Origin of the sequence: Dyella humicola, from assembly GCF_026283945.1 — a bacterium.
GTDB lineage: Bacteria > Pseudomonadota > Gammaproteobacteria > Xanthomonadales > Rhodanobacteraceae > Dyella > Dyella humicola.
The window spans coordinates 2,465,646-2,491,627 of record NZ_JAPDPC010000001.1; the positions used below are offsets into that span (position 1 = coordinate 2,465,646).

The window sequence follows — 25,982 nt, forward strand, 5'->3', positions numbered from 1 at the left end:
CACGGTGGTGGTGCGCTCAACAAAGACGCGCTCTCATTGAAACAGGATTTCTCCAAGAAGCATCAGTCCGCGATTCCGCCCACAACCGGACCCGACCAGCCATCGGTAATCCAGAATCGCATACGGCCGTTATCCTGTTGCCGGTGAATCACGTAATCGTGGCCGCGCTGAGCAACTAGCGTCAACCGGCCCTTCGCACTTGCACCCATGAACATGTAGATAATTTCGAGCTTATGTGGGCCTTCGCTGAGGTAGGCCTCTTCGGGCCTGAGTCCAACGCCTGCATGTGTGTCTTTACCATCGATCGCCCAGATGTAGATGCGCTGGTCCCATCCCGCAACTTGGCTTGAATGGTCTGAATCTGTCACAACATGTGCGGAATCATTGGTATTAATACCCGGCTGGACAAACGGCTTTCCCACGCCGCAACCTGCGAGCAGAAAAACGGATGTGATAACAGACGCGATTGCATAGCTCTTCATAGAGTCTCCATATAAATTTCGCGCGAGGCCGCAGAGCGCGCGCCAGTTGGATGAATTAAGAGCGTTTCTCGCTGACAGTTGGCCCCGCCTCACCTTCAGTAATCCAGACCTTGACGCTATAGCCCAGCACCTCGTGATGCACCACGTACTCCGCACCAGCTTTGACGGTTACGAATAGGTGCGACTCAGCAGACATGCCAGCGTGTTGGTATTCAAGGTCGATCGCGTGTTTGCCGGGCAATAGATAGACGTCAGTCGGCGCCTGCACAACGCGGTCCGTCGTGTGCTTGCCGTCGACGCCTCTCACATAGAATCGTCTTCCGTCACTACTTGCCGACTGAAGGTCAAACTCAGATACCACGTGTGCGGTGGTGGACAAATTAACCCCATAGGGCACGAAAGATCGACTGGTGGAGCAACCAGCAAGCGCAAAGACGCCTAGCGCGAGGCTAATGCCGGTGAACTTCATGAATTTCCCCTGATTCTTTGACGGATGACTCCGCGTGAGGCGGAGCAACCATTGGCAATCAACTTGACGCCGTGGTGCTTGCGCAAGTGATGTACATCCTTTCTCAGACGCCAGCCCTTTGCAACTTGAAGAGCCAATAGCGCGCGTAGAGGCACTCGCACGCGGCTGTCTGCCGGGCCATGCCATAGCGCATCATCCTCCAACGGACCAGCCGACGGACACCATTTCCCTGGATGCGCGATAGATGGCCGACGATAACCGCATAAGAATGGGCGGCTTTTTTTTTGCAGCAAGGGAAAGTGTCCGCTCCGGGTCGGGAGCGGACCTCGTGTTGACACGCTATTCGGTTTCGTCCGCATCCGAAAAATAGTTGTCGAGATATAGAGGAACGCCAAATTCACCCAGCCTCTCTAGTAGCGCAACAGATAAGGTCGGGCCGCCGTCAAAACTGGACTGGAAGTGGCCACACCACCAAATAACATGGAAGTGGCGTGAATATGCTCCGATTGACGCGCGTTTGGGCCAAAGGGCATCCATGACCGATGACAGTCCTTCCTCTAGGTTGCTCCACTCCCTTACCTGGCCGTCAGAAGAGCCATCGTAGGACCACATCGATTCGGGCCATAACTCTTTTGTGCTTCTCGGCTGCCCCTTTCGTCTCACCTGGTTAGGCTCAAGACCGATCTGATCGGTGATTTCATCGGGACAGAGTTCCGCCCCGCTAATCCTGAGTTGTACAGAGTATGTGTGCATGGCCCTTTGAACCATGTGCAAAGTACCCCTCGCAGTGAGATCCCGATTAGGTCTGCTTCGGGTCGGAAGCGGACCTTACCCTACTCACTGATCGGGAAGAAGATCAGGGAGGAGCTCCAAACGGCGTAGAAAACGATGAATAGGAAGCTGGGGTAGAACATCCAGCGTCCAGATTTTTCTAGGGCGGCGCGGCGTATTCGCGGAGAAACGAGCGCCAATATCGCGACACTCGATAGAAAGAGCAGGCCCAAGCCTATGCCGTCTCTCCATCGGTCAAACCACCCCGGTAAACGTAAGGACTGGAAAAAGGCGAGGATGGTCAACGCCAAGGCCAAGTAATTAGCTGGGATCAACATGACTCACCACTCCTTTTCCGCCTCATCTTCTAATTAGGTCGCGAGAAGCTGCTTTTCAGGTGTCGGCCTAGGGTCGGGAGCAGACCATTCGCTCTTCAGAAAGCCATCCAACGCGAAAGACGGCTCGATTGGATGGCTTCCGGTCTCCTGCTTATTACGGCTGCGAGCAAGATAGGCAAAACCACCCGGGAGTACCCACGATGGTCCAGCCAGTGGGGTAGCTCCATGCATCGCCGGAACCTGCTGCAACCACCGGATCTGGAGCGTCGCCAGACGATGTAGCGTTGGACGCGGGAAGACCGTAGGTACTTATCGTATAGGTACTTGCCGTCGTTGGATTCCAGAGATAGAGGCCGGTGGCATTGATGCCGTTGCCTTCGATGATGTAGCCACCGGAACCGACGCCGCCCCCCGTATTGCCACTCCAACTCTGGACCTTCGTCATTGCAGTCTGGTTGCCCTGCGCGTCGAACGATCGCGAAAATAGGTAGCCTTGGCCCACGGGATTCGGCGAGCCGACCGCATTTTGCTGATAGGTTTCAATGCCGATGCCGTTTCCCATGTAGCCGCCGCCAAAAGCCCAACTAACGGCGAAGTTGGACAAGGGACCATTGATATAGCCGGTTAGGTCGTAGGCGTTGAAACCCGTAGGCGTACTGTCCCAGATGTAAAGGTCATTTTGGAGGCTCGTCCAGACAATGCTGAGCCTGTTCGTCGGCGTGAAGTAACCGATGGCAATGGGGATGTAGCCGCAGGCGATGTTGATGATCTTGTAGCCCGTGCGAACCGCACCGCGCATGGTCCAATAGGCAAATTGGCACGTGCCCTGATTGATCCACAACAGATCGTCATAACCATCGCCGTCGATGTCCCCCGCACCCACAAGCGCCCACCCCGCCGGATACGTCCCGATCTTGGTCGAGGTAAAGCCAGCATGCTGGTCATTCGTCCACAACCAGACGTCGTTATTGGCGCTGGTGAAGACCAGGTCGGCATAGCCATCGTCATTGAAATCTCCAACGGCGCTGACCTGATAGCCCGGCGTCACGTTGTACGAGTGCAAACCGGTGCGCGTAACGCCCCCGCCCGTAGTCGGAACGCCGACTGTTGTCGCAGTCATCGTCCAATAGCCAATCTGGCTCAGTGATGCGTTGTACCAGAGGATGTCCGAGGTTCCGTCGCCATTGAAATCACCCGGCACGTGAGTACTGCCTGGAATAGGCGTGCTGACCTGAAGCCCTACCTGAATTATCGGGTTAGACCCGGGACTAGGAATAAATGACGCTTTCGGTGGCGTTGCGCCGCTGGCATGCACGATAGTGCTCAGTGTTACGCAGAGTAGACAAATCAACAGGTGTCCGCCGAACCGACCCGATACGTCAGTCATAAGCCCCCCCCTTTTAGGCCGCCGGAACGCGCGCTCCGACAAAATGGCCGTCCGTAGTCTACAGGCAAATAGACGTCCAACCCCCGAAAATGACCGCAAGATATTTCGCCTCAAGGAGGTGACAACAGCCGCTGCGGCTCTACACGGTGGATTGACCTCCTCTGCCAAGCTCCGGTCACGCCTTGGCTGCCGCCAGGATTTCGCGCTCGCCTTGCCCGCTACGGGTTGGGGATTCAGCCGGTCGATGCAACACACTGAAGACTGCGCAAGCGTACCTTTGCGGATTACCTGGTCTCATCTTGACCACAGCCCTGTTCCAGCGATAAGGACTGGAAGGCTTCGGGCACGACTGGCAGAACTGAGAGCCGCCAGTCGCTGTTGATGTCCTCGATGGAGGGGAGCGTCTCAATGCTCAGACAAGTATCGATCGTGGTGTCTGCGTTAGAGGCGTTACTGGCTCGGAATGCCCGTGTTGAGAAGCGTCGATCCGGCCGGCAGCGTCAATTGCATGGTCGTGGTCTGCGACGGGCACGCGCCGTTATTGGCGCAGTTGCCCAGGTTGTTCCACTCGACGAACTGCGAGCCTTTCCGCCAGATCACGTCTGCTACGCCGGTCCCGTTGTAGTCGCCCGCCGCGACCACGGTGTATCCAGCAAGCGAACCAGGTACCTGCAGCGACACCACGCCGGGACTTGCATTGGGATGCATGAGCCAATAGCCCCATTGCGTTCCGTTGGTATTGGTCCAGACGAGGTCGTCCACGCCATCGCCATTGAGATCAGCCACCGCCGAAATGGTCCAGTTTGCCGGATAGGTCGTGATGTATCGCGAAGCAAACCCACTGCCCGTGCTCGACCATAACCAAAGGTCACGATTGGCACTCGACCACAACACGTCGACTTTGCCATCACCGTCGAAATCACCGAACGCCACCGGGTAATAGCCCGCCGCGTAGGACGTCGTGTGCGAGCCCACACGCGTGGCGCCCTTCATCAGCCAGTAGGCGAACTGATGCGTGGAAGAATTGATCCAGAGGATGTCGTCCTGGCCGTCACCGTCAATGTCACCGGCACCCACCACGCGCCATCCGGCCGGATAGGTGCCGACATAGGCCGAGGTAAACGTGCCGTCGGCGTGCGCATACCAGATATAGAGATCGTTGTTGGCACTGGTCCACAGCACGTCCTGCGAGCCGTCACCGTCGAAGTCGCCCGTGGCCACCGGGTAATAACCCGCCGCGACAGATTTGTTCGTCGTCTGCACGAGACCCGTGGCAGTCAACCCACCGACGGCCAATGACCCCGGTGCAGAGGCAATGATCTTCGAATAACCCGTGCCTCCCAGGTCGTTCTTCGTCGACAGCGCCATCTGGAAGACCGTGCCGCCATCTTGTGGACCACCAATGTCCGTCGTGCCGTAGAACGTGCGCGGAAACGGTCCCGGCACCAGGCTGGTGGGTTTGGCGGCGGTACTGCGGTCGAAGCTGTGCACGGTGGAGTAGATGCCAGATGTCGTCAACCGAAACGCCGAACCCCAGCCGTTCGCACCGCCCCAATAGGTGACGCCGTAGAGGTTGCCGTCGAGGCCCATCTGCAGCGAGCGCGTCTGGTAGCCACCATTTGAGGCGTCGCTGTAGCCAGGCAGGAAGTCAAATGTGTGCAGCACGGTGAACTGGCCGCCCTGTGTCAGACGGAAGACGACGCCACCGCCGGTGCTGCCGCCAAGGATCGTCGAACCGTAGAAATTGCCATCCGCCGCAAGGATCAGATCGTTGGGCATCACACCATCGGCGTTGTGACCATTGGCGTCCGGTGCAGCAAAAGCATGCAGCACTGAGAAAACACCGGCGGGCGTGACCTCGAAGACAACGTCGGGCAGCGACACCGTCTGCCCGCCCACGGTCTGGTTGCCGGCGGGACGGACGCCGTACAAATTGCCGTCGCCGCCCATGACCAGGCCGGTGGGCGGCGCATTGGGGAAACGGTAGAGCACGCTCTCCTGGCCGTCGGGCGTGAGCTTGAAGATAACGTTATCGTTGAAATCGACACCGGCAACGGCCAGCCCGTAAAAGGCGCCGTCCGGGCCCTGGAACACTTCCGCTGGCGTTGTGCCTGTCGCCGGCACGAAGTGGTAAAGCGTCGATACGCTGCCCGCCAGCGATACCTTGAACAGGCTTCCACCCGAGTAGTCGACACCGCCGGAGCCGTCGGCGAAGGTCCAGGCATAAATATTGGCGCTGCCATCCAGCAGCAAGGTGGGCGCTGACATGATGCTCGACGTCTGGTTGACGTCCTCGAGCGGGCCGAGGCTGCTCGGGAGCGACATCATCTCCGCATAGGTTCCATTCGCCGCCACGGTGAAGAGGCCACCATTGCCGGCAGTGCCGCCGCTGGATGCCGTACCGACCAGCAGGCCGTCCTGGCGCAAGACCAGGCCCGTGGGCTGGGCGAGCGGGCCGCTGCGCGCATACATGGCGCCCGGCAGATTGGTGAGTACGGTCACGCGTGAGGCTGCGGCCATCGCCCTCTCCGGCACGCCTGCGAGAGCCAATCCCAGCACCACGCCACCCGTGGCCAATGCGCGCGCACGACGACGACACGCCGAGCTCGGCGTCATTCCAGTTGTGCTCATCCCTCATCCCCTTGAGTTGACGTTCTTGTGCGCCGCCATGCGGCGCCAGTCAATGCGACACAAATAATGACGACGCGCCACTAAGGGCGCAAGTACGGTCGAGCCAACCCAAAGGGTTTCGGCCCCGAAGGCAACCAGCGCACCTCCGAATGCATGACCATCGTGCCCTCGTCGAACCTCGCCACCCGTGGGCGGCCTATTCCCTTGCCCAACGAGTACGCCACCGGCCGCATGGCCTGGTCAGCAAGGCGCCGATGGGTCGGGTGACGACAATCAACGGCACGCCACAAAGCGCGTTTCGGCCCATGGCCCACGAAACGGACATCCAAATACATGGGTACCGCGCGGCGTTGTGGCGTTGGGCGATAGCCAAAAGGCCTTTTCTACGGGCAAGCCCCTCGCGATCCGACAGGCGCGCACCCGGGCGATGCGTATTATCCCCCTGTAGACCCAAGCTGCCGCCGTTCGCGCGTGGCTCTAAAAACGACCTGAAAGCATGTCTACCGACGACATGACGATGTCGGTTTCGGGTAGTAAGCGGGCCTTTCAATAAGGCGCAACCCTCACGACTTTCATGTCAGCTTTGTCCACTTTGCAGGCCGTACCTTCATCAATTACCGGTCGCCCGTGAAAGGGCTTGAGCCCAAAGTAGAAGGTATAGGAGTCAGGGCTTCCTCTGGCGACAAACGTATAACTATAGGGGGATGCGGCAAATCGCTGAAAGTCCTTCTCAGGGGATTGGGCCTGTAGATCCTTAGCGAACTGCTCGAGCGCTGCATGACCCGCGAAGCTCCTGTACGGACCGTGCGCCTGGCGGTGCAGGAGCGGCATTGAGACGCTTACAAGATGCAAGACCAAGTCGCATGGTGAAGCTGCGGCAACCCCGCTGACCAAGAGCAATCCTGTCAAAGCAATGAACGCATACGCCCCTGACTTGGTATCTCGACAAAGTCTGCTCCGGGTCGGGAGCGGACGTTCGATCACTTCAGGTTACCTGTGATTGCCGCCACCAATAGCGGAACGCCAATACACGCGACAAATACCCCAATGGCGATGAAGCATTTCCGGCGATAAGCCAATCCCTCGGCCGTCAGTAACTGAGGATTGAGAAGGGCGTTTGCTGGATTCCACAGCGTCTCTCGCCCCCAAAGCCGAACTCCAGCTTGCGTTCGGCGCACGGCTTTCACCGCAAAAACGATGGCGGAAAACCAGGCTACGACCGCCGTACACCAGGCGGCAACGAACCCAAAGAGCGCAATAGCGGCAAGGACCTTAGTCATGTGCGTGATTATGTCTGCTTCGGGTTGCGGATTCAGCCGGTCGATGCAACACACTGAAGACTGCGCGAGCGGCAGGAGTGTTGCATCGATCGGCTGAAACCGCAGTCGGAAGCGGACCTTGGCGCCGGACCTCTATCGTAGATGGTTCGCCGGCGAGCAAGGCATCCCGACCGCGATAGCCCCCGGTGTGGCTTCGGCGTTGATCAACGCATCAGAGCAGTCCAGCCAGCCGGGAAATACGGCAGCATGCATAGCCTTCTTGCCGCCGCTTCCCGAATCTCAAACTGAAAGATCGTCTAAGTATTCCCAAGACTACAAATGCCTGGACACACCCATTAAATAGACGTCCATGTTGTCATGCCATGGGCGCGGCTGATGCAAGCCCTCGGCGTACCCCTGCCATCGGCGACACTTGCGACGGCAGCTTGCGGCATGACACGATTTCCCGCGGGGGGAAGTCGACTTACTGCAGTGCAGGCGTTCGCAATTTGTTGCGAGCCGATTTTCCCTGTGCGATTCAAGCTAGCGAAGGGACACAGCCACTTGCTCGGCGATCTGCCTGCGAGGTCACGGATGGGGCATCCGTCGATCCCTCGCGGGTGGAAGCAGATCGTCCTTGCCTTGCGTCGCCGATACGCGCTTGTCTGAGCGGCCATGCCGCACCTTCACATCATTGACACTGGGGAAAACATGGAACGGATGCATCAGTGCAAATCGGTCAGCCCGCGCGCCTTGCGTAACAAGCGCATCGCCGCGTGGATAATTGCAGCGCTGGGAGGCGTCCTGTCGTTATCCGCTGGCGCAACCACGACGGCTCCCACCGTGTTGGTGAGCCTGCCGGGCGGAACAGGCCTACGGGGACCGACGGGATACCTGCTGCAGGGCAATGACGGCTATCTATATGGCGCGGCATTCTCCCGCAACAGCACGCCCTCTGGCGGCGTATTCCGCCTTTCTCATGCGGGCGTCTACACGGACCTCTATGATTTCAATCCTGCCGCGCAACAGCAGCCATTCGGCGGCCTGATGCAGGCGAGCAACGGCCAGCTCTACGGCACACTGGTCACCACATCAAACGCTACGGTGCCGGCCGGTGCCGTCTACAGCCTCACCACCACCGGCCAGTTCGCCACTGTGTATACCTTCGCCGACGAGACATGGAACGGCCAGACCATGTTCAACAGTGACGGCGCCATCCCGATGACGAACCTGACGCAGGTCGCCGATGGCACGCTTTACGGCGTCACGTTCTCCGGTGGCTCGATGGGCCAAGGCACGCTCTACGCGATCAGCCCCGCGGGCGCATTCACGTTGCTCTATACATTCGGTACGTCCAGCGCGGTCTCGGGTGTCTCGCCCAGTGGGTCGCTGGTCGCCGGCAGCGACGGCAATTTGTACGGTACGACGTCCGGCGGTGGTGACAACAACTCGGGCGTTATCTATCGCGTCACTCCAGGTGGCGGCATCTCGCAGGTCCTGTCGCTTCCGGCGATGAGTGCAGGCAACGGATGTGGTTCCACCAACCTCACGAATGCTGATGGCACCATGACGGCGGGTACCGACGGCAAGCTCTATGGTGTCTTCTGCGCGGGTGGCACCTACGGTGCGGGCCTGATCTACAGCTTCGATCCGGTCACCACGACGTTCACTGCGCTGCATGATTTCGGTGCGGGTGCGTTGGCCAAGCAGCCGGGCTGGGGACCCAACGGCCCGCTGGTGCTGGGCAAGGACGGCGATCTGTACGGTACGACCGGTTCGGGCGGGAGCGGTCAAGGGGGTACGATCTTCAAGATGGCGCCGGATGGCTCGTCGTTCCAATTCCTCTACAGCTTCAGTGCATCGGGGCAGTCGGACGGTCAGTATCCACGCGCGCTCGTGCTGGGCTCAGACAACAACCTCTATGGCACGGCCGCGGTTGGCGGCGCCAATGGGGCCGGCACGGTCTTCCGCTATCCGTACATGGCGCCGAACGACATCGTGATGCTGAGCGGCAGCACGCTCGACGCTCGTCTCGTTAACATGCTGGGCGCGCAGCAAGTGTCGATGGCGGTGGCCAGCGGGTATTACCCGGTGGCGGTGGCAGACTTCAACGGCGATGGTTTTCAAGACATCCTCTGGACCAGCGCCAACAACGACCTGTACCTGTGGCTGGGCGGCAAAGACGGCGGCAACGGCTTCACGTCGGTTTCCATGGGAACCTATCCTGCCGGCTGGAGGGTGACTGGCGCGGGCGACATCGACGGCGATGGCAAGGTCGATCTCTACTGGATCAACGACAGCACGCATCAATTCGGTTACTGGCTCCTGGACGGCACGACCATCAAGAGCACGTTCATCACGTCGTATACGCCGGGCTACTACCCCATCGCGGAAGGCGACTTCGACGGTGATGGCAAGCTCGACGTGATGTGGAGCAGCGCCAAGAACGACCTGTACCTGTGGTCCAGCAACGGCACTACGGGCAGCACGCGCTTTACCTCGACCTATGCGGGAGCCTTTCCTGCCGGCTGGAAGGTTGTGGGCGCCGCGGACCTGGACGGCGATGGCAAGACCGACCTGGTCTTGATGAAGACCGACAACACCCGCTGGGGCTACTGGCTGATGTCCGGTATCACGCGCTTTTTCACCACTTCGGTGGCCAACACCAATGGCACGGACTGGAGCATTGTCGCCGTTGGCGACTACAACGGCGACGGTCGCGCCGACTTGGTGTGGAGCAATGGCAGCCAGCTGACCCTTTGGACGAACGACCACAACGTCAATTGCCCTGACATCGGCTGCTCATTCACGCCAAGCACGCTCGCCCCACCCAAAGCGGGCGCGATCTTCTTCAAGAACAACGTTCCTAACACGCCATAAGGGCCTCCGGCGATGGAGCGGGCGCGCCCGCTTCATCGCCGGACTTCACTGCGCCATCGGATCTCGACGAAGGCTTTGCCGCACCGCTGCTCAGAAAAGGATCGCATCAGATCCAGCTTCGACGAGCAGCTGACGAAGCAGCGCGTCGAAATCTTCGTCAGACAGCCCCTGCGTCTTGCCCGGACCGCGCCAGTGCCTGGTCAATTGCATGGCTTCACCCGACAGCCCTGGAAATTCCTTCCAAAGCAGCTCTCCAAGTCAGACGTTCCCGATAGACGGGTCTGCGGAGATGAGTTGACGGAAGACGACAGTGGGTCGCTCACCGTCCAGGATACCCTTCAACATGGCTCCTACCCGAGGTCCGCTCTGGGTCGGGAGCAAACATTGACACTATCCGATGGCATAGTGGCCAAAACAGGCGAAAGCGGGGTCACGGTGCACTTCAGCAGTCCCTCACGGAAGCAAGAAGCAGAGGGAAAATCCACTCTGCCCCCCAGTTTTTGACCCTATGTTTTTGATCGCAAGAATTGGCTACTTCGCCAGAACACACCCTACGTGCGGGTCCGCTATTTCGTAGGGTGAGGCGTTGCAATGAACGCTTATGGGTGCGCGACACCCGTGTTCAGGAGCATCTGACCCGCCGGCACAGTCATCGGCACGCTTGAGGTTATCCACGTGCAACCCGCCGCATTGCCGCAGTTGCCGGCGTTCTTTGACATCGCGAGCTGCGTGCCATGCTGCCAGAGGATGTCCGCTCGCCCATCGCCGTTGTAGTCCGCCGCGGCCGCGAGGGAGTATCCCGTCACGGCGGCAGGTACCGCCATCGGCACCACCGTGGGGCTCGCATTCGGATGCAGCAGCCAGTAGCCCCACTGGGATCCATCGGTGGTGCTCCAGACAAGGTCGTCCACCCCGTCGCCGTCAATGTCGGCAACGGCGGAGATTTTCCAGTTTGCCGGATAGGTCGCGATGTAGCGGGAATTGAATCCACTGCCGGTACTCGACCATAGCCACAGGTCGTGATTGGCACTCGTCCACAGTACGTCGGTCTTGCCGTCGCCATCGAAGTCGCCGATGGCCACGGGATAGTAGCCCGCCGTATACGATACCGTGTGCGAGCCGATGCGCGTGTCGTTGCTCATCAGCCAATAGGCAAATTGATGCGTGGAAGCATTGATCCAGAAAATGTCTTCCTCGCCATCGCCATCCACGTCGCCGGCACCAACCACGCTCCAGCCCGCCGGATACGTACCTACATAGTAGGGCGAGAAACCGCCACCGGCTCGGCCGTTCCAGATGTAGAGATCGTTATTGGGACTAGTCCAGAGGATGTCGGCAACGCCGTCGCCGTTGAAGTCGCCGGTGGTCGCGGGGTAATAACCCGCCGCCACGGATGTGCCTGTCACCTGCACTGAGCCATCGCTCGCCGGCAGGCCGTTGGTCAATGCTCCCGCGCCATAGGCAAGGATGTTCGCATTGCCCGTGCCTGCCAGATCGTTCTTTTTCGCCGCCAGCACCATCTTGAACACGGTGCCGGCATTTTGCTGACCGCCAAGCATTGTCGTCCCGTAGAACGTACGCGCCTGTGGGCCGGCGATCAGGCTGGTCGGCGTTCGGGCCCATTCGCTGTTGAAGTCGTGCAAGGTCGTATAGACGCCAGCCGTGGACAAACGAAATGCCGTGCCGCCGCCGTTTGTGCCGCCGCCGAAGGTCACACCATAGAGGTAGCCATCGTTGCCCATCTGTAGCGAACGAGCCTGATAACCGCCGCCGACAAATAGGTTGTCGAATGTGTGCAACACAGCGAATTGACCGCCTGGCGTCATGCGGAAAACCGTGCCACCACCCGTGTTGCCACCGAGCACGGTGGATCCGTAGAAATTGCCGTCAGCCGCGGGGATGAGGCTATTGGGCGCGGAACCATCGTTGTTCCGGCGATTGGGGTCGAGCGCGTCAAAGGCATGTACGACGGAAAAGGCGCCCGCGGGTGTGACCTTGAAGATCACATCCGGCAGTTGTTGGAACTGACCATTGCCGATGGAGATGAAGCCGCCAGCCGGACCGATGCCATAGAAGTTGCCGTCAGCTCCCAGGACCAATCCCGTGGGCGGCGTGCCAATAAACGTATAGATCACGCTTTCCTGGCCATCGGGGGTGAGCTTGAAGATCACACCGGCGTTGAACGTACTGCCAGCATTCGCGAGGCCATAGAAGTTGCCGTCCGGGCCGATGAACACTTCCACGGGCGAGGTGCCGGTCGACGGCACGAAGTGATAGATCGTCGATGGGGTACCCGCCAACGTCACGCTGAATAGGCTTCCGCCGCTGACACTGGAACTGAGGTTGCCGTCGGAGAAACTCCACGCATAGATGTTCGCATTGCCATCCAGCAGCAGGGTCGGTGCGGACATGAGATTCGCTGTCCTGTTGACCTCCTCCATCATGCCAAGGCTAGTGGTGAGCGGAAAAAGATCCGAGTACGTGCCCACGTCGCCCACTGGCTTCACCATGAAAAGGCCGCCGGTGCCGTTCGTACCTCCGATGGCTGCCGTGCCGATCAACACCCCGGACGGATGCCACACCAGGCCGGTGGGCTGGGCCATGGGGCCGTTGGGTTGCTCCAAATTGCCTGGCAGGTTGGCCAGAACCGTGACGTGTCCCGACGTTGCCGAAGCTGTGCCCGGCACGCTTAGACAGGCCAACGCGAGTACGAAAGCACCCACGCCCGACAGAGGCGCACGGCGCCACCACGCCGACTTCGGCGTCACCACGGATCTGCTCATCTCATTCCCCCGAGTTGACTTTCTAGTGTGGCGTCATGGCGTCACAAGTCACTGTCCGGCAGATAGTGACGAGGGGTCGCGGTCAGCGCAAGTACTTGTCAGGGCATCTTCCTGTTAGGGACCAGGATCCTGAGGCGCACCTCGGAGGGCACGGGCCGACCGCACTCGTCTAACGCCAGCATGACCACCGCTTAGCCCACGGCCTTGTTCAAGAAGTGACGAGGCAGACGCATTGGCTCGTCGCCGTAGCACTGGTCGGCGGAGCGCAGTCGATCGACAGCTTAAAGACGCAAATGCCCTTCCATGGACTCACGATCGTTCGCGCCAGTCCAGCCACGGCAATTTTCCGACATCTCGAAAAAGAGATCGCACAACTTGTCGGACCTGACGTCGTAAACCCGAACCACGGCACTAACAGGGTTGCACGAGAAGCGAGCAATGAACTGGCAGCCGTCGTAGCCCGTAAGGCCACGTGGAACCAGACTCTGGAATCGGAGACAGGCGCTGCTGTCTGCATCGTAGACTTCGAACGCATCCATTTGCGGTCCATCCGAAGTCGCTGCCTTTACCGAATAATCCTAATGTCCGCCGTCGGAAGCGGCCAATGCACCAGCAGAACCTCTAGCAATTAATGATCACAGTGCTGCATTCAGCTGGACGTCTTTTTGTAGGCAAACCCGTTGATAATATAAGCCCGGCCGAGGCATATACCCGTCATGTGCCCCCTCTTGGCTCAAGACTTGGATAGAGTCCGCGCCTTGCCCCGGACCTTTAAGCATGAAAGGGCGCAAAGGGAGCTTAGGACCTAAAAGGGAAGCCCTACTTAGCCGTCGTCCGTCTGTTCTCGGCGAGGATGTATAGGCGTCACTGCTGAGACGTGTCGCCCCAAGGCGCCCTCTGTCATGGTCTGGAATCGTCAGATTTGCGACCTCCGTCCCGTTTTCTATAAGTTTTCTATATCCTTGCTTGTCGGCGCGACACTCTGCGACCGACAAAGCTAGTGCGTCCATGTACCCGGCCTTTCGACAGATTTAAGGTCCCGGACCCATGGACGTTGGCGCTTTTTGACCTACAGGGGAAGTTCCATGAAGCGTTTTCTAAAGATAGTCCTGCTGTCCGTCGTCGTCGCATTTGGATTCGCGGCAACGGCACATGCACAAGCAACGCGTACCTGGGTATCGGGAGTGGGCGACGACGCCAATCCCTGCAGCCGAACCGCACCTTGCAAAACCTTTGCAGGAGCCATTGCTAAAACGACGGCGGTAGGCGAGATATCAGTACTTGATCCGGGTGGCTTTGGCGCATTGACCATTACCAAAGCCATCACGCTCAGCGGCGGCGGCGAGCTGGCAAGCATCCTCGTTGCCGGCACCAACGGCATTGTCATTGCCGCTGGCCCGACTGACACCGTCATCCTGCGCAATCTGGAATTCCACGGCAGCGGAAGCGGGCTTTCCGGCGTCCTGATTCAGAGCGCGGGCAAAGTCATCATCGATCACTGCACCTTCCAGGGGTTTACCGCGGATAACGTCGAAATAGCCGTGACGTCCCCGACCTATGTGACGGTGCTGGATTCGGTCATGACGGGTGGCGCCATAGGCGTTTCGATCGATAGCACGTCGGGTCCGGGGCCAGTCGTGGCGCTTCTGAAAAACGTGACCATCCAGGGAGCTGGCGTGGGCGTACAGACCATGCGTGGTGTTGTCGATATCACCCATTCCACCTTTCAGAACAACAAAACCTACGGCGTCTATGCTTCCGTGGGATATATCAACATGGCCGACAGCGCCCTGGCTTTCAACGGCACTGCAATCCAAGCGTCGACGGGGGGCTCAGTTGCCATCTCAAATGTCAGCCTCTTCAACAACGGTGTCGGTATCGGATCGGGCGGCGGCAGCGTTCAGTCGGCCGGCAACAACCTCTCGGCCGGCAACACCACACCCGGCGCGCCGAATGGGGCCGCCCTGGTTCAGTAACACTTTCAGAGCCTACGGCGCATGATCAACTGATCACCGCAGACTCATGCGCTCGCTAATGGCGGAACCACAGAGGTGATTACTGTTTGTCGGTAGAACCGCTGATCAAAACGCCAGAAAAAGAAAAAGCCCCTGAATATCAGGGGCTTTTTTTATTCCGGCGGAGAGAGCGAAGATTTGAATCCACGCCGGGCTTACACCTGCGGCGGTTTTCAATACCACTGCCTTGGACCACCAGAAGCTTAAGCCAGCACAACGGCATGGTGCCCGCCAGGCGATCTCCTATAGGCTATCTCCATGGAAGCGAATGGACACCCGAGACCAGGCGGTCAGCGCGTCTTGTTAAGCCCGTTCGGCTTGGCCCTGACCTTGCTTACCGCATTGGCCGTCCTGGCTATTGGCCTGAAGAAGCCCTACAACAACTGGGACGAGATCGGCTATGTCGCTGTCGCGTTGAGCTCGGACGGCCACCATGGCGCCAGTTTGAATGAGGCCACCTACGGTAGCCTGAGAAACGCCGTCGACGCCGCCACCTTCGATCAAATGATCCAGGGCGACTACCGGGCCACGGTATTTCGCGACCCAACATCCTTGCAGCAGCAATTGCCGTTCTACAGCATTCGCGTGTTGTACATACAGTCGCTCAAGGTTGTGCACGCCTTGGGTTTTGACTACCCCGAGGCCACTCATATCGTGAGCGCCACGTTTGCCGCGCTATCGGTCTTGCTGTTGTCCGCTCTCAGTGTCAGGTTGAGCGCGCCCATAGGGTGGATTCCTTTTATCGTCCTCGCTTGTGGCTTGCTGGATATCGCACGCCTGTCCACCCCCGACGCCATGGCCTGCTTTTTCTCGCTATGGACGGTCTATGCCTTGATCAAGAAGAGCCCCTTGGTCTTCATCCTGGCAGCGTTGCTCCCGTTGGTCAGGACCGACGCCCTGCTACTGTCCCTGCTGGTGCTGGCATACACCTTCGTAAATGGCAGGAAAACGGTGTCTGTAGCGTCCGCGATGGCTGCCGGCGCGCTCTACTTGTTCGCCACAAAATCGAACGGCGGCTATGGATGGCTGACTTTGTTCAACATGTCATTCATCAACAAGACGCCGTATCCGGCCACACTGATTTCGTCACACGCCCTGCGTGACTACATCCGGCCCTATATCTCAACGGCTTTTGGCTTCACCCAGCAACCCCATTTTGTCATCTTCGGACTCGCCTTGGCTTGGCTGCTGCTGAAGAGAGCTCGCGGAACGGTAGATGACACGGCCCCGATGATCACCATTTGCCTGAGTTTCGTGGCACTACATATGCTGTTTTTCCCGGCGGACACCTACCGTTTTTTTGTGTTCGCGGCGGCGGCTTCGCTCACGGTGTTGGTGGCTGATCCCTATGCCTCGGTCAGGCGTGCACCCTGAACTGGCTGACACGTGGCATATCTCCATTCACGCGCGGCGCCATGGACAAGTCAGCACGGGCGTCGACAACACATGTCAGAGCGCGCTCTTCCCGAAACTCGACTCCGCCCCCTGATTTCGTCGGCGAAACAAACCGCGGTCAAGGCACGCTTTCCCTCTAAGGCCACCCTGCCCCCACTGGGTTCGGCATGCCTACTCGATTCAGTTACGATGGCACCCTGGCCTTAGAGCGCTACTCGAAGACGAGGGCGACGATGAAACCTCCATCGGATGAAGCTGGCGCCGCCTCAGATCAGAGCCAACGCCAAGCCCACGCCGGCCCTGCGGACTCGCCCCATCTTCTAAGCGGGCATTCCCCGTTCGTCGATGCCGTCAACCTATTCTTCTTTGCGACGTGGGTTGCCATCTGCTCCGCCTCCCCAGAGCTTATCTGGCAGGGCTTGCTTACGGTCGTCCACCACTTCAGCTGGACCACCGCCGGGTCAGTGCTGTTCGTTGGTGCGATCGTGGCTTTCTTCGTCGAACCTCTAACGGAGCGGCTACGATTCATGAGGCTCGATCTTGCCCACCGACATCGAACTACGACCCATGCAACGCTCGCCGCTTTCAGTTTTGCGGTACTGGCCGTGCTCGTGCACGAAGCCATTACCAGCTATGTGTCGGCCGCCAATGCGCATAATCAAGGGAGGGACAGCCTCGCCTCCGCGATCGAGGAGGTCCTGCAGTGGTCGTGCATTCCGTTCATGGTGACGGTGGCCTGGCTATGCGCGCACAAAACGCGATGGCTAAGCTTCCCAGCACTATTCGCTGCCCTACTCACGATCCCTCTCATTGGCGTCATTTTTGATTGGGATTGGAACGACATATTCACGACCACCGTCCCCTGCGCGTGCATTCTTCTCGCAGGCTTTATCAGCAAACAAAAGTCCAAGGAGCCATGGAATCTTTCGCAGTGCGTGAAGTTGACGACCGTGATCGCCTTGATATGGCTCGTTTCGACGGGGCTACTGCAACTGACGCTGCTGCTTGCGTCCAAACCCCTGGTCATCTACTCATGGAGTGAGTACACGATCGATATCCGTTTTTATGTAGGCTGGGTGATTGGCCTCGCCATTGCGCCCAAACCTACGGTGCATCACTAATCAACCTCTGATTTAACCGGCAACGACCCACGAGTCCGCCTCTAATACCTGGCCACGATCGAACGTTCCAACTCAGCACTCGTGATCACCAAGAGTTTTTCTGCGCTGTGCCCGGCTAACCATCGGCGCATAACCGGATCAAGCGCGCCGGCCTGTAGCCACACATGAAGTGTCACGAAGTGGCCGCATTGGCTCGGAAACAGGCCTAAGCAGCTTGCCGATTGGCCCATCAGACCGCGACAAGTGATTTCTGCGGCGTAAGCGAAAAGAAAGCAGGCAGGCGTAGCTTTTCTAGTAGCAGCCGAAGCCCACTTGCAGTCCGGAGGGCTTATGCGAATTCGCTGTCTGGCGGCTTTTGCTTTCGTCCTTGCCTGCAGCCCTGCCTGGGCGGGCAGCGGGCTCCTGGGCCTGGACCATCTCGTGGCCTACGACGACAGCGGTATCTGGAAGCGCAGCAATCAAGAAATCCTGATTTACGGATCCATTGTTACTGTTGCCGGTGGCGCCCTCTGGCTTGGCGATAACGACAAGCTCGGGGATACGTTCTGGCGCTCGGTTGACTCCATGGTCGTTACGGGCGTGGGCACACAGGCGCTCAAATGGACTTTTCAGCGCGAACGTCCCTCGCAAACCGACAACCCCAACAAGTGGTTCCAGGGCATCCACGCCCAGAGCTTTCCAAGCGGTGAAGTGGCAGCAGTCACCGCCGCGGTCACGCCGTTCATGGCCGCTTACGGCAGCGAACATCCCACGATCTACCTGCTCGCACTGCTGCCCGCTTACGACGCCGTGGCCCGTGTCAAAACGCACGGGCATTGGCAAAGTGATGTGCTGTTCGGTGCAGCCATTGGAGCGGGCGTAGGTCTGTGGGCGTCGCATCGCGAATCGCCATGGATCATCTCCCTTCTACCCGGCGGTTTTCAGATTGGCTTTGTGCACCACTTCGATTGAGCGCGGAGCGCGTTCTCGACGGGCGCAACGACTGCAAGTGCACAAGAGCCGCGAACATGTCACAACGCGTCATTCATAAGTTGGAGCTCGACGGCGTGAACGCCTCTTTCGGCGGCGTCCGCTAAGGGTTGCGGACACGCGGATCATGGCTCCCTCTTGAATGCCGACGCCAAGGCGTTCTCGTCTTCGGTCGCATACCGCTGTGAAAACTTTTCCTGAAGGAAGTCGACGAAGCGGCGTACGCGTGGCGGCTGAAACACGTTGGGATGGTACATCGCGTGGATGGGAGATGGCGCGGACCAGCCAGGCGCATGGACGAGCTTCAGCCTGCCAGCGCTTACATCCGCCGTGACCGCCCAAAGTTGTCGGTACGCAAAACCGCGTCCCAAAACCGCCCATGTGCGTATCACTTCACTGTCGGTGCACTCGTGATATCGCCGGACGCGTACGACATCCTCACCGAGTTGCCACTCATTTCTGGGCCCCGCCTGGGTGGTCAGTACCAGCGTTGGCAGCTCGCCGAGTTGCTCGGGTTGTGTTGGCATGCCATGGGTCTCGATGCATGCGGGCGATGCACACACCACACGCCAGCTGTCGGCAAGGTGACGCGCGACGAGGTCACTGTCCTGCAAAGGACCAACGCGAATGGCGACGTCGACATCGTCCGGCACGAAGCGCGAGAGTGAGTCCGACAACGTCAGCACAACGCGCACGTCCGGGTGAAGCTCCATGAAGCTGTTGAGGATATGGACCAGCAGGTTGCGCCCGAGATCCGACGGCGCCGATACGCGCAGCGTTCCGCTAACCGCGTCGGTGCCGCTGCGTACCGCGCGCTCGGCCTCCTTCATGGTTTCGATCGCCACCCGGCAGGAGGCGATGTAGATGCGTCCCTCATCCGTCAGGCGTAATTGACGCGTCGTGCGCTCGAACAACCGTGCGCCAAGCATCGTCTCCACGCGTAGCACACAGGCGCTGGCAGCGGCCGGTGAAAGCCCGGCCCGACGCCCGGCCGCCGACAGGCTGCTGAGGTCGGCTACATCGACAAGGAGCTGCATGTCGCTGAAGCGGTTCATGAGTTCCGGTCCTGGCGCGGAAGGCTTGAGCCGGATCATCTTCAAATGGCGTTTGAAGGTCAATAACCATGGAGACCCATTATCAAAGCGAAGACCATGAGCGAGTATGCGATCCATCCCTCCACCGAAGGTGTCGCCATGTCAGTCGCCAAATGCGTACTCGTTTCCTGCTTCATCGCCTCCATGGCCGCGTCACCGGTCCTGGTCGCTCAGGACGCCATGAAGCCTGGTGAAAGCGCCGACCACGGCATGGTTCCAAAGGAATTGGTCGGCGTGTGGACGCTTGTCCGTTGCGACAACGTCTATCCCGATGGCCATCGCGTGGAGCTCTACGGACCCAACCCCGCGGGCATGTGGCTTATCGACGCCCAGGGCGACTACATGATGCAAATCGTGCGCGCAAAGCGCATGCCCTTTGCGGCCAACGACAAATCCAAGGGCACGCCCGAGGAGTATCGCGCTGCCTCGATGGACAGCAATGCCCACTACGGTCACGTGAGCGCCGACGCCAACGTCATGCGCAGCGACATCGTGCACGCATCGTTCCCCAACTGGGACGGCCGCAGCGGCGACTCGAGTTACACCATCGATGGCGACGAGCTGACCTATCGCGTCGCCAAGCCATCGAGCGGCGCGGCCGAAGGCGCCCATGGCGAAGTCGTGTGGCGTCGCGTCCGTTCATAGAGGTGCATGCCGGCGCAGCAGGTGCAATCGCATGGCGATGCGTTGGGGATGGTTTTGATGGCAAATTTCCATGAAGCAGACATCGCGCAATGCCCGCGCCAGTTGCCTGCTGGCGCGGGCGATGACACTGGTGGTGATTGAACCTCAGGCCGCGAGATCGGCCTCTTGGTTAGCTCGCCTTGATGAATGCCAATAGGTCGGCATTGATCAGGTCGGCGTGCGTCGTAGGCATACCATGGGGCAACCCGGGATATGACTTGAGCGTTCCATGCTTGAGTAGCTTCCAGGAGACCGCGCCCGTGGTGGGGAACGGACAAATTTGATCGTCCTCACCATGCATGACCAGCACGGGAACATCGATCACCGCGAGGTCATCATAAAACTCGGTTTCAGAGAGGACTCGAACGCATTCATAGTGGGCCAAAATGCTGCCCATCATGCCTTGGCGCCACCAGTTCTCCCTGATCCCTTCGGAAACATTCGCCCCTGGCCGATTGAAACCGTAGAACGGAATGGTGACGTCCTTGTAGAACTGCGAGCGATGGTTTGCGGTGCCGTCACGAATGCTATCGACGACCTCTTTGGGCACACCGTCAGGATTCTTGTCCGTCTTCATGAAAAGCGGCGGGATCGCGCTGATGAGCACTGCCTTTGCTACGCGTCCCTTGCCATGTCGTGCAACGTAACGAGTGACTTCGCCGCCACCGGTGGAGTGGCCAATGTGTATCGCGTTCTTCAGATCGAGGGCCTCGACCACCGCAGCAACGTCGGCCGCGTACGTATCCATATCGTGGCCCTTGTCGGTCTGCGTCGAGCGTCCATGACCACGGCGATCGTGCGCGATGACGCGATACCCTTGCTTCAGGAAAAACATCATCTGTGCGTCCCAATCATCCGCACTCAGCGGCCACCCGTGATGAAAGAAGAGCGGCTGGCCCGTCCCCCAATCTTTGAAGAAAATCTGGGTCCCATCGCTGACCGTGACAAATGAATTACTGGCACGCTTCGCATCACCCAACTGCTCGCTCATGTCATTACCCTTCTTAAAGTGAGATTGATAGAGGGAAAGAACGGTCGAAACTATGGCTACTTGGAAATTGAACGCGCCTTCCGTTGGCGGACTGCGTCAGGACAGCCTCTTCAGGGAAGATCGACGACCCGAAGGAAGCACTATTCAATGCGTCGTGCTTGAGCGGTGAAGCACTTACCGAGTACATCACGGGGCGCACGATGCCCTCGCGGGGGCTGCTCCATGGGAGTGGGACCTCGCGGAAGTCCTGCCCACCCATTCGAGCCCTCGCATGACAGACTGGGTGATCTCGGCCTGGATAGAACCGGAATGCAGTGCGGTCGCCCCATCAATGCTGTGAAAGCGACCGTCCAGCACGACACTGGCGATCCAGATCGCCTCTGCGTCATTCCACTCATCGTACGAGACGCAAACCGTCGCCCTGCGAAAGTTGCAGATGAAAGTTTTCATGCATTGCTCCCCGCCCGAAGCAGGCAGACGAGGCTGATGCCATATATCAAAGGGCGCAAGTCGTCCGTTTGGCTGATCCGCGAACGACCGGTCGTTTAGGCATGGCCGAGTCGACTTTAGATTGGGTCCGCTCCGGGACGGGAGCGGAAACTCAGCGTTTGGCAAGCCTGCGGGGAGGATGGCTGGTCGAGGTTTGACGTCAATCGGGAAAATGCTTGGCCAGCTTCACTATTGAAAAGCGCCTTGCTGGGATGACGGGCAAAACCAGGTCTCACTGGCTCGGCAGGCTGACCACTGGTGTGAAGCCGCCGAAGATCATGCGCTTGCCGTCGAAGGGCATGTCGCTGGCGGCTGGCATGCGCGGATCTTCCATGAGTTTCGCCATGCCGGCATCGCGGGTGGCCTTGTCGGGCCATTCCACCCAGGAGAACACCACGGATTCGTCCTGCTTCGCCTGCACGGCGCGCCGGAAATCGGTGAGCTTGCCGTCGGGCACGTCGTCGCCCCAACACTCCACGATCCGGGTAGCTCCGAACTCCAAGAAAATGGCGTCGAAGGTACGCGCGTGTTCGATGAATTGCTCGCGGTTGGCGTCGGGTACGGCGATCACGAAACCATCGATGTAGGACATGACTATCTCCTTCGCGGAAATGGCGGCCAGCGTGGTCACCTTCAAGTATGCGACGAACGAGTGCTTGCGGGATCGACACGGGGCCTGACGCCGGTTCCCATCTTGGGAATGGTCTGCACTCGACAGACTGTTGGAGGCCAGGCCAGTGACTGCCTACCGCAGGTCTGCTGTGGGTCGGGAGCGGACGGTCAGCGCGTGGCGATCTCAGTAGCCGTGAGCAAGATGGTCGTCGGCTCAGGTGGCAGGCTTGAGCGGACAGAGGAAGCACGCAACGCCCGCCAACGCCATCCGACGCCACTCCGCGATTGAGTGTATCGAGTGCTAGGTACTGATAGCGCTAATCGTAAAAGGCAGGCAGCAACTTGAGCGTGTCGGTTTGCTTCTTGTCGTGGTTGATGAAGATCGTTGCTTTGTACGTGGCGATCAATCGCTTGATTTCTTCCATCGATGCGATGGACTCCGCACGATCCGTATTAAGGGTCGGCACTACGTCGTTCCGCAGGTTTTCGGCAGAGTGGGCGACATCACCGGACAGGATGATGAAGCCGGATTTTTTCAGGTGCACCAACAGCGACTGGCTGCCCGGGGTGTGCCCGGGTGTGGAGATCAGAACGACGCTTCCGTCACCGAATACGTCGGTGTTACCGTCGAGTAGCTGCAGCTTTTTCGGCGTACCGAGGAGCTTGCGCGCCAAGGCCATCAACTGGTTGACGTTTTCGTTTGGTCCGTTGTTGGAGTGGATCCAGTTGTATTCAGCCCGCTGCATCAAGACCGTCGCCTCAGGGAACAAGTCGACGTTGCCTATATGGTCTCCATGCGTGTGAGATACGGCGACATAAGTGATATCGCCGGGTTTCAGACCAATCTCGGCAAGCTGGCTGGTCAATGATTTGTCCAAGTGATACACGATTAGCTTAGGCAATGTCGACCAGCCTCGTGGATCGTTGAGCGTGGCCTCGGGGACACCCGTATCCCAGAGCAACCATTCATCCCGGTGCTTGATCAGCCAGCAGGTAGATGAGAATTCAATGCTGCGGCCAACGTTTTTTCCCGGAGTCCATACCGACTCATCGTTCGCAAGCGAGTGGCCGCAATCCAATCGATAGAGACGCTCAGTCACGCCGGCCCTTGAGGGGTCGGGTAATGGCGAGGTGGCGCTCGCAGCGGACACGTACATCATTAGAATCAACCCGGCCGCTATCGCCAACATCGCCGTTGTCTTCGCTTGTCTCACCATGACTGTTTCCTCGTCGAATTGAAAAGACGCAGTGAATAGCCAACGCGACTGGCGGGGCGCGCCACGCGCCATAGCATCACAACTGATCAGATCGAGCGATCGCACCTTGGTATCGGATCGCGAACGGAGCGCGACGCGGAGGGTCATCCTACGACACGCGATGGTCATGGTCACGATCTTGCGAGACCGAATCCTTCCGCCCGCGAAAAATGTCCGCTGCGGGGCGGAAGCGATCACTCGGTTTCGCGAAGACTAGCACTACAAAGCGCATCCGATTCGTCGTCACACCGCCACCTGTAGAAAGCGGTGTCAGGTCCACTTCTGATCCCCGGGAAGGGAACCTGACCCCGTTCTTGGCAGGTTGGGCAAAGGATCGAGTCTGCGAGACAATCAATCCTCGTAAATCGCCACCACTGCTTCATCTGCGGCACTTGGATAGATGACCGTGCCATCGGGTTGAACGATGGCGCCACGCGTAAGCTGCGCCGGCTCTATACGGCCACCGCCCATAATGTGAAAAACCTCTTCACCGCCCGCTATGAGGTAGTCGGCGACAATGCGTCGATGGCAGCGCCACCACACCGCTTCCGAACACATCATCGCGCACCGCCGTTTGCGCCCGTCGACAATCAGTTGTGCCAGCCCCTCGCGAAATTCTGGTGACAATGCGTAGTCTGCATAATTGTGGAAACTGCGATTCGTCCAGAAGTCATTCATCTCACGCGAAATGGATGGCGCCTTTTTTCGTAAGCCACCCAGTGCAGCGATATGTTCGTATGAGATACCAAACGATGTCAGCGAAGCGGGAAGCGCATCCTCGTTGAATTGATGATGCGTTCGCGATCGAGGCATCTTACGAATGTCGACCACAAGGGCTACCCCAGCTTCGATCAGCAGCCCGGCGAACACGTCGAGACTTCGGTCGGAATGGCCAATGGTGAAGAACGGTAGTTTCATACTTGCTTCTGTCATCGCACGGGTTTGAGCGCACCACCTTTATGCGAGGCGATATGGTCAGTCGTGTCGCTCTTGATCTCGTATTGCGGATCATCTTCCGTGGCGTGGTGGACGTAGCCCTTATAGACAAAATCCTTGGTATGGATCGCGATGATGTGACCAGATACGTGTCCGGCTTCTGAATTCCAGATCACGTGGTCGCCGATATTGAAGGGATGGCTCATGGCAGCTACCTCTAGGAACGGCCTGACGGGCAGCCTGACGGCGAACGCATAAAGCCCTCACGCAATCCAAGTACGTCCGCGCAGGCAGGGGTAATGGTGTCCGCCGGGACGTTCTTCGCCAGCAAGACCGTCATGAATAAGGTACCCCTGTTTCACTTCTCCCAGCCAGTCGCTCTCGGCCGAAGCTACACCCGCCGGCTTAGGCTAGTCCGCCCCGAGATAACACATCAAACATAAGTGGCCCATGCCCTCGCTATTTGACGCGCAAAGGCCCTCCCTGGTGCGCCACCAAGCCGCCCAGGTGACGAAAGCAGGCCGGCGAGCAAGGGCGAGCCACTGCGCTGCAGGGTCTTTGCGTCCAAGTCGACACCTTCGTCCAATTGAAACGTTGATGCTCAGCCAGGATAGTTTTGCGCGATCCCGCTCGCATCCTCCTAGGAGCTCTCCTTGGATCAGATTTCCGGAAATCTCGGGTAAGCAGCCTCAGGGACGCGGAGGCGCGGGCATTATTTAATCCAGATGATTAAATGGACATTGTTCACACCACGCGGCTGCTACAGCATGGGCTTGGCCTCGTGCCGGTCGCCCTCGCGATCAACCGCGCCACCGTCGGCACGTTCTTCACCCTTTCCGGCTATCAAAAACTATTCAAACGCAGTCGGCATGACGAACTGGTGAGCACACTACACGCTGACGACGTGCACCAAATCCGCATCATGCAATGGCTCATTCCCTCCGCCGAGTTTGCGGGTGGGCTGGCGCTACTATCGGGTACGCTATCCGTGATCGCCGCGCTCGGACTCATGGTCATTATGGGCGGCGCACTGTGCCTTGACGGCGTCAAACGCATCGCCGCCTGGAAGCCACTCGACCGCATCGACTGGCTCGACGATCTGCTCTACCTACCGGAAGCGCCTTACCTGCTAGCGCTGCTGCTTGTCGTGCTCGCCGGTCCCGGAGCGCTGGCAATCGATTCCCTGCTTTAACACTGGCTGGGTGCTGCATCCAAGCCCTGATGAAGGGAGAAGACTCATGCGGCTCCCTTCATTCGTCGAACCAGGGGGCGAGCTCGTTGACACAGCCAACTCCCCTTCGCCGACGTTACAATGCGAGACGCGAGCAGCGCTGAAAGACAGCTCACCAGCATGCTTGATCTAAGCACCTACCCCCCAGCTGATCGCCTCGCCAATCATGTCCAGGTCTGCTTCGGGTTG

Annotated in this window: 22 protein-coding genes; 8 read left to right on the plus strand and 14 right to left on the minus strand. The window is 59.0% G+C overall.

Going from position 1 to position 25,982, the window contains the following annotated elements; genetic code table 11:
- Window positions 1-62: 62 nt before the first annotated feature.
- The 7 genes from OUZ30_RS10960 to OUZ30_RS10985 form a co-directional block, all read right to left on the minus strand.
- Complete coding sequence (locus tag OUZ30_RS10960; RefSeq protein WP_266182359.1) at window positions 63-482, minus strand: hypothetical protein; 420 nt, start codon at window positions 480-482, stop codon at window positions 63-65.
- A gap of 55 nt (window positions 483-537) precedes the next feature.
- Complete coding sequence (locus tag OUZ30_RS10965) at window positions 538-951, minus strand: hypothetical protein (RefSeq protein WP_266182360.1); 414 nt, start codon at window positions 949-951, stop codon at window positions 538-540.
- Between the two features lie 339 nt (window positions 952-1,290).
- The gene (locus tag OUZ30_RS20445) at window positions 1,291-1,719 is read right to left on the minus strand and encodes a DUF4279 domain-containing protein (protein ID WP_425601496.1); all 429 of its coding nucleotides are present in this window, start codon (window positions 1,717-1,719) and stop codon (window positions 1,291-1,293) included.
- Between the two features lie 65 nt (window positions 1,720-1,784).
- A complete protein-coding gene (locus tag OUZ30_RS10970) occupies window positions 1,785-2,060 on the minus strand; it encodes a hypothetical protein (protein WP_266182361.1) in 276 nt (91 codons plus the stop codon).
- A gap of 154 nt (window positions 2,061-2,214) precedes the next feature.
- Window positions 2,215-3,447, minus strand: a complete 1,233-nt coding sequence (locus tag OUZ30_RS10975) for an FG-GAP repeat domain-containing protein (protein ID WP_266182362.1) — start codon at window positions 3,445-3,447, stop codon at window positions 2,215-2,217.
- A gap of 450 nt (window positions 3,448-3,897) precedes the next feature.
- Window positions 3,898-6,078, minus strand: a complete 2,181-nt coding sequence (locus OUZ30_RS10980) for a choice-of-anchor tandem repeat GloVer-containing protein (RefSeq protein ID WP_266182363.1) — start codon at window positions 6,076-6,078, stop codon at window positions 3,898-3,900.
- Window positions 6,079-7,058: 980 nt separating this feature from the next.
- A complete protein-coding gene (locus OUZ30_RS10985) occupies window positions 7,059-7,358 on the minus strand; it encodes a hypothetical protein (protein ID WP_266182364.1) in 300 nt (99 codons plus the stop codon).
- 690 nt (window positions 7,359-8,048) lie between these two features.
- Here OUZ30_RS10985 and OUZ30_RS10990 point away from each other — a divergent pair.
- A complete protein-coding gene (locus tag OUZ30_RS10990) occupies window positions 8,049-10,217 on the plus strand; it encodes a choice-of-anchor tandem repeat GloVer-containing protein (RefSeq protein WP_266182365.1) in 2,169 nt (722 codons plus the stop codon).
- 599 nt (window positions 10,218-10,816) lie between these two features.
- On the opposite strand, the gene OUZ30_RS10995 is transcribed toward OUZ30_RS10990, so the two are convergent.
- Window positions 10,817-13,000 (minus strand): choice-of-anchor tandem repeat GloVer-containing protein, encoded by a 2,184-nt coding sequence (locus tag OUZ30_RS10995; RefSeq protein ID WP_266182366.1) that lies wholly within the window; start codon window positions 12,998-13,000, stop codon window positions 10,817-10,819.
- A 1,085-nt stretch (window positions 13,001-14,085) separates the two neighbouring features.
- On the opposite strand from OUZ30_RS10995, the gene OUZ30_RS11000 reads away from it, so the two are divergent.
- From OUZ30_RS11000 to OUZ30_RS11015, 4 genes are all read left to right on the plus strand, one after another.
- On the plus strand, window positions 14,086-14,976 hold the full coding sequence (locus OUZ30_RS11000) for a right-handed parallel beta-helix repeat-containing protein (protein ID WP_266182367.1): 891 nt from the start codon (window positions 14,086-14,088) through the stop codon (window positions 14,974-14,976).
- A 297-nt stretch (window positions 14,977-15,273) separates the two neighbouring features.
- Window positions 15,274-16,389 (plus strand): hypothetical protein, encoded by a 1,116-nt coding sequence (locus OUZ30_RS11005; RefSeq protein ID WP_266182368.1) that lies wholly within the window; start codon window positions 15,274-15,276, stop codon window positions 16,387-16,389.
- 254 nt (window positions 16,390-16,643) lie between these two features.
- Window positions 16,644-17,531, plus strand: coding sequence for a hypothetical protein (locus OUZ30_RS11010; RefSeq protein ID WP_266182369.1), 888 nt, complete (start codon window positions 16,644-16,646; stop codon window positions 17,529-17,531).
- Window positions 17,532-17,951: 420 nt separating this feature from the next.
- The gene (locus OUZ30_RS11015; protein WP_266182370.1) at window positions 17,952-18,482 is read left to right on the plus strand and encodes a phosphatase PAP2 family protein; all 531 of its coding nucleotides are present in this window, start codon (window positions 17,952-17,954) and stop codon (window positions 18,480-18,482) included.
- A 143-nt stretch (window positions 18,483-18,625) separates the two neighbouring features.
- Here the strand turns inward: OUZ30_RS11015 and OUZ30_RS11020 are convergent, their stop codons facing one another.
- Window positions 18,626-19,555: a LysR family transcriptional regulator gene (locus OUZ30_RS11020; RefSeq protein WP_266182371.1), complete on the minus strand. Its 930-nt coding sequence runs from the start codon at window positions 19,553-19,555 to the stop codon at window positions 18,626-18,628.
- A gap of 96 nt (window positions 19,556-19,651) precedes the next feature.
- Between OUZ30_RS11020 and OUZ30_RS11025 the strand changes: the two genes are divergently transcribed.
- Together OUZ30_RS11025 and OUZ30_RS11030 are read left to right on the plus strand one after the other, a co-directional pair.
- Entirely contained in the window at window positions 19,652-20,239 is a 588-nt protein-coding gene (locus OUZ30_RS11025; RefSeq protein ID WP_266182372.1) for a lipocalin-like domain-containing protein, read from the plus strand.
- A 6-nt stretch (window positions 20,240-20,245) separates the two neighbouring features.
- Window positions 20,246-20,380, plus strand: a complete 135-nt coding sequence (locus OUZ30_RS11030) for a hypothetical protein (protein ID WP_266182373.1) — start codon at window positions 20,246-20,248, stop codon at window positions 20,378-20,380.
- 28 nt (window positions 20,381-20,408) lie between these two features.
- On the opposite strand, the gene OUZ30_RS11035 is transcribed toward OUZ30_RS11030, so the two are convergent.
- From OUZ30_RS11035 to OUZ30_RS11055, 5 genes are all read right to left on the minus strand, one after another.
- The gene (locus tag OUZ30_RS11035; protein WP_266182374.1) at window positions 20,409-21,269 is read right to left on the minus strand and encodes an alpha/beta fold hydrolase; all 861 of its coding nucleotides are present in this window, start codon (window positions 21,267-21,269) and stop codon (window positions 20,409-20,411) included.
- 721 nt (window positions 21,270-21,990) lie between these two features.
- Complete coding sequence (locus OUZ30_RS11040) at window positions 21,991-22,350, minus strand: DUF1428 domain-containing protein (protein WP_266182375.1); 360 nt, start codon at window positions 22,348-22,350, stop codon at window positions 21,991-21,993.
- Window positions 22,351-22,687: 337 nt separating this feature from the next.
- On the minus strand, window positions 22,688-23,692 hold the full coding sequence (locus OUZ30_RS11045) for an N-acyl homoserine lactonase family protein (RefSeq protein ID WP_266182376.1): 1,005 nt from the start codon (window positions 23,690-23,692) through the stop codon (window positions 22,688-22,690).
- 285 nt (window positions 23,693-23,977) lie between these two features.
- Window positions 23,978-24,544, minus strand: a complete 567-nt coding sequence (locus OUZ30_RS11050) for a DUF488 domain-containing protein (RefSeq protein ID WP_266182377.1) — start codon at window positions 24,542-24,544, stop codon at window positions 23,978-23,980.
- 11 nt (window positions 24,545-24,555) lie between these two features.
- Window positions 24,556-24,768: a hypervirulence associated TUDOR domain-containing protein gene (locus OUZ30_RS11055; RefSeq protein ID WP_266182378.1), complete on the minus strand. Its 213-nt coding sequence runs from the start codon at window positions 24,766-24,768 to the stop codon at window positions 24,556-24,558.
- A gap of 575 nt (window positions 24,769-25,343) precedes the next feature.
- Here OUZ30_RS11055 and OUZ30_RS11060 point away from each other — a divergent pair.
- Entirely contained in the window at window positions 25,344-25,754 is a 411-nt protein-coding gene (locus tag OUZ30_RS11060) for a DoxX family protein (RefSeq protein ID WP_266182379.1), read from the plus strand.
- The last annotated feature ends 228 nt before the right edge of the window (window positions 25,755-25,982 follow it).

Coding starts and splice junctions, on each gene's coding strand:
- OUZ30_RS11005 (WP_266182368.1), top strand. CDS start 15,274: ATGGAAGCGAATGGACACCCGAGACCAGGCGGTCAGCGCGTCTTGTTA.
- OUZ30_RS11055 (WP_266182378.1), bottom strand. CDS start 24,768: ATGAGCCATCCCTTCAATATCGGCGACCACGTGATCTGGAATTCAGAA.
- OUZ30_RS10990 (WP_266182365.1), top strand. CDS start 8,049: ATGGAACGGATGCATCAGTGCAAATCGGTCAGCCCGCGCGCCTTGCGT.
- OUZ30_RS11035 (WP_266182374.1), bottom strand. CDS start 21,269: ATGAGCGAGCAGTTGGGTGATGCGAAGCGTGCCAGTAATTCATTTGTC.
- OUZ30_RS11000 (WP_266182367.1), top strand. CDS start 14,086: ATGAAGCGTTTTCTAAAGATAGTCCTGCTGTCCGTCGTCGTCGCATTT.
- OUZ30_RS10965 (WP_266182360.1), bottom strand. CDS start 951: ATGAAGTTCACCGGCATTAGCCTCGCGCTAGGCGTCTTTGCGCTTGCT.
- OUZ30_RS11050 (WP_266182377.1), bottom strand. CDS start 24,544: ATGAAACTACCGTTCTTCACCATTGGCCATTCCGACCGAAGTCTCGAC.
- OUZ30_RS11030 (WP_266182373.1), top strand. CDS start 20,246: ATGCCGGCGCAGCAGGTGCAATCGCATGGCGATGCGTTGGGGATGGTT.
- OUZ30_RS20445 (WP_425601496.1), bottom strand. CDS start 1,719: ATGGTTCAAAGGGCCATGCACACATACTCTGTACAACTCAGGATTAGC.
- OUZ30_RS11020 (WP_266182371.1), bottom strand. CDS start 19,555: ATGAACCGCTTCAGCGACATGCAGCTCCTTGTCGATGTAGCCGACCTC.
- OUZ30_RS10980 (WP_266182363.1), bottom strand. CDS start 6,078: ATGAGCACAACTGGAATGACGCCGAGCTCGGCGTGTCGTCGTCGTGCG.
- OUZ30_RS11025 (WP_266182372.1), top strand. CDS start 19,652: ATGAGCGAGTATGCGATCCATCCCTCCACCGAAGGTGTCGCCATGTCA.
- OUZ30_RS10975 (WP_266182362.1), bottom strand. CDS start 3,447: ATGACTGACGTATCGGGTCGGTTCGGCGGACACCTGTTGATTTGTCTA.
- OUZ30_RS11010 (WP_266182369.1), top strand. CDS start 16,644: ATGAAACCTCCATCGGATGAAGCTGGCGCCGCCTCAGATCAGAGCCAA.
- OUZ30_RS10985 (WP_266182364.1), bottom strand. CDS start 7,358: ATGACTAAGGTCCTTGCCGCTATTGCGCTCTTTGGGTTCGTTGCCGCC.
- OUZ30_RS10960 (WP_266182359.1), bottom strand. CDS start 482: ATGAAGAGCTATGCAATCGCGTCTGTTATCACATCCGTTTTTCTGCTC.
- OUZ30_RS11040 (WP_266182375.1), bottom strand. CDS start 22,350: ATGTCCTACATCGATGGTTTCGTGATCGCCGTACCCGACGCCAACCGC.
- OUZ30_RS10970 (WP_266182361.1), bottom strand. CDS start 2,060: ATGTTGATCCCAGCTAATTACTTGGCCTTGGCGTTGACCATCCTCGCC.
- OUZ30_RS10995 (WP_266182366.1), bottom strand. CDS start 13,000: ATGAGCAGATCCGTGGTGACGCCGAAGTCGGCGTGGTGGCGCCGTGCG.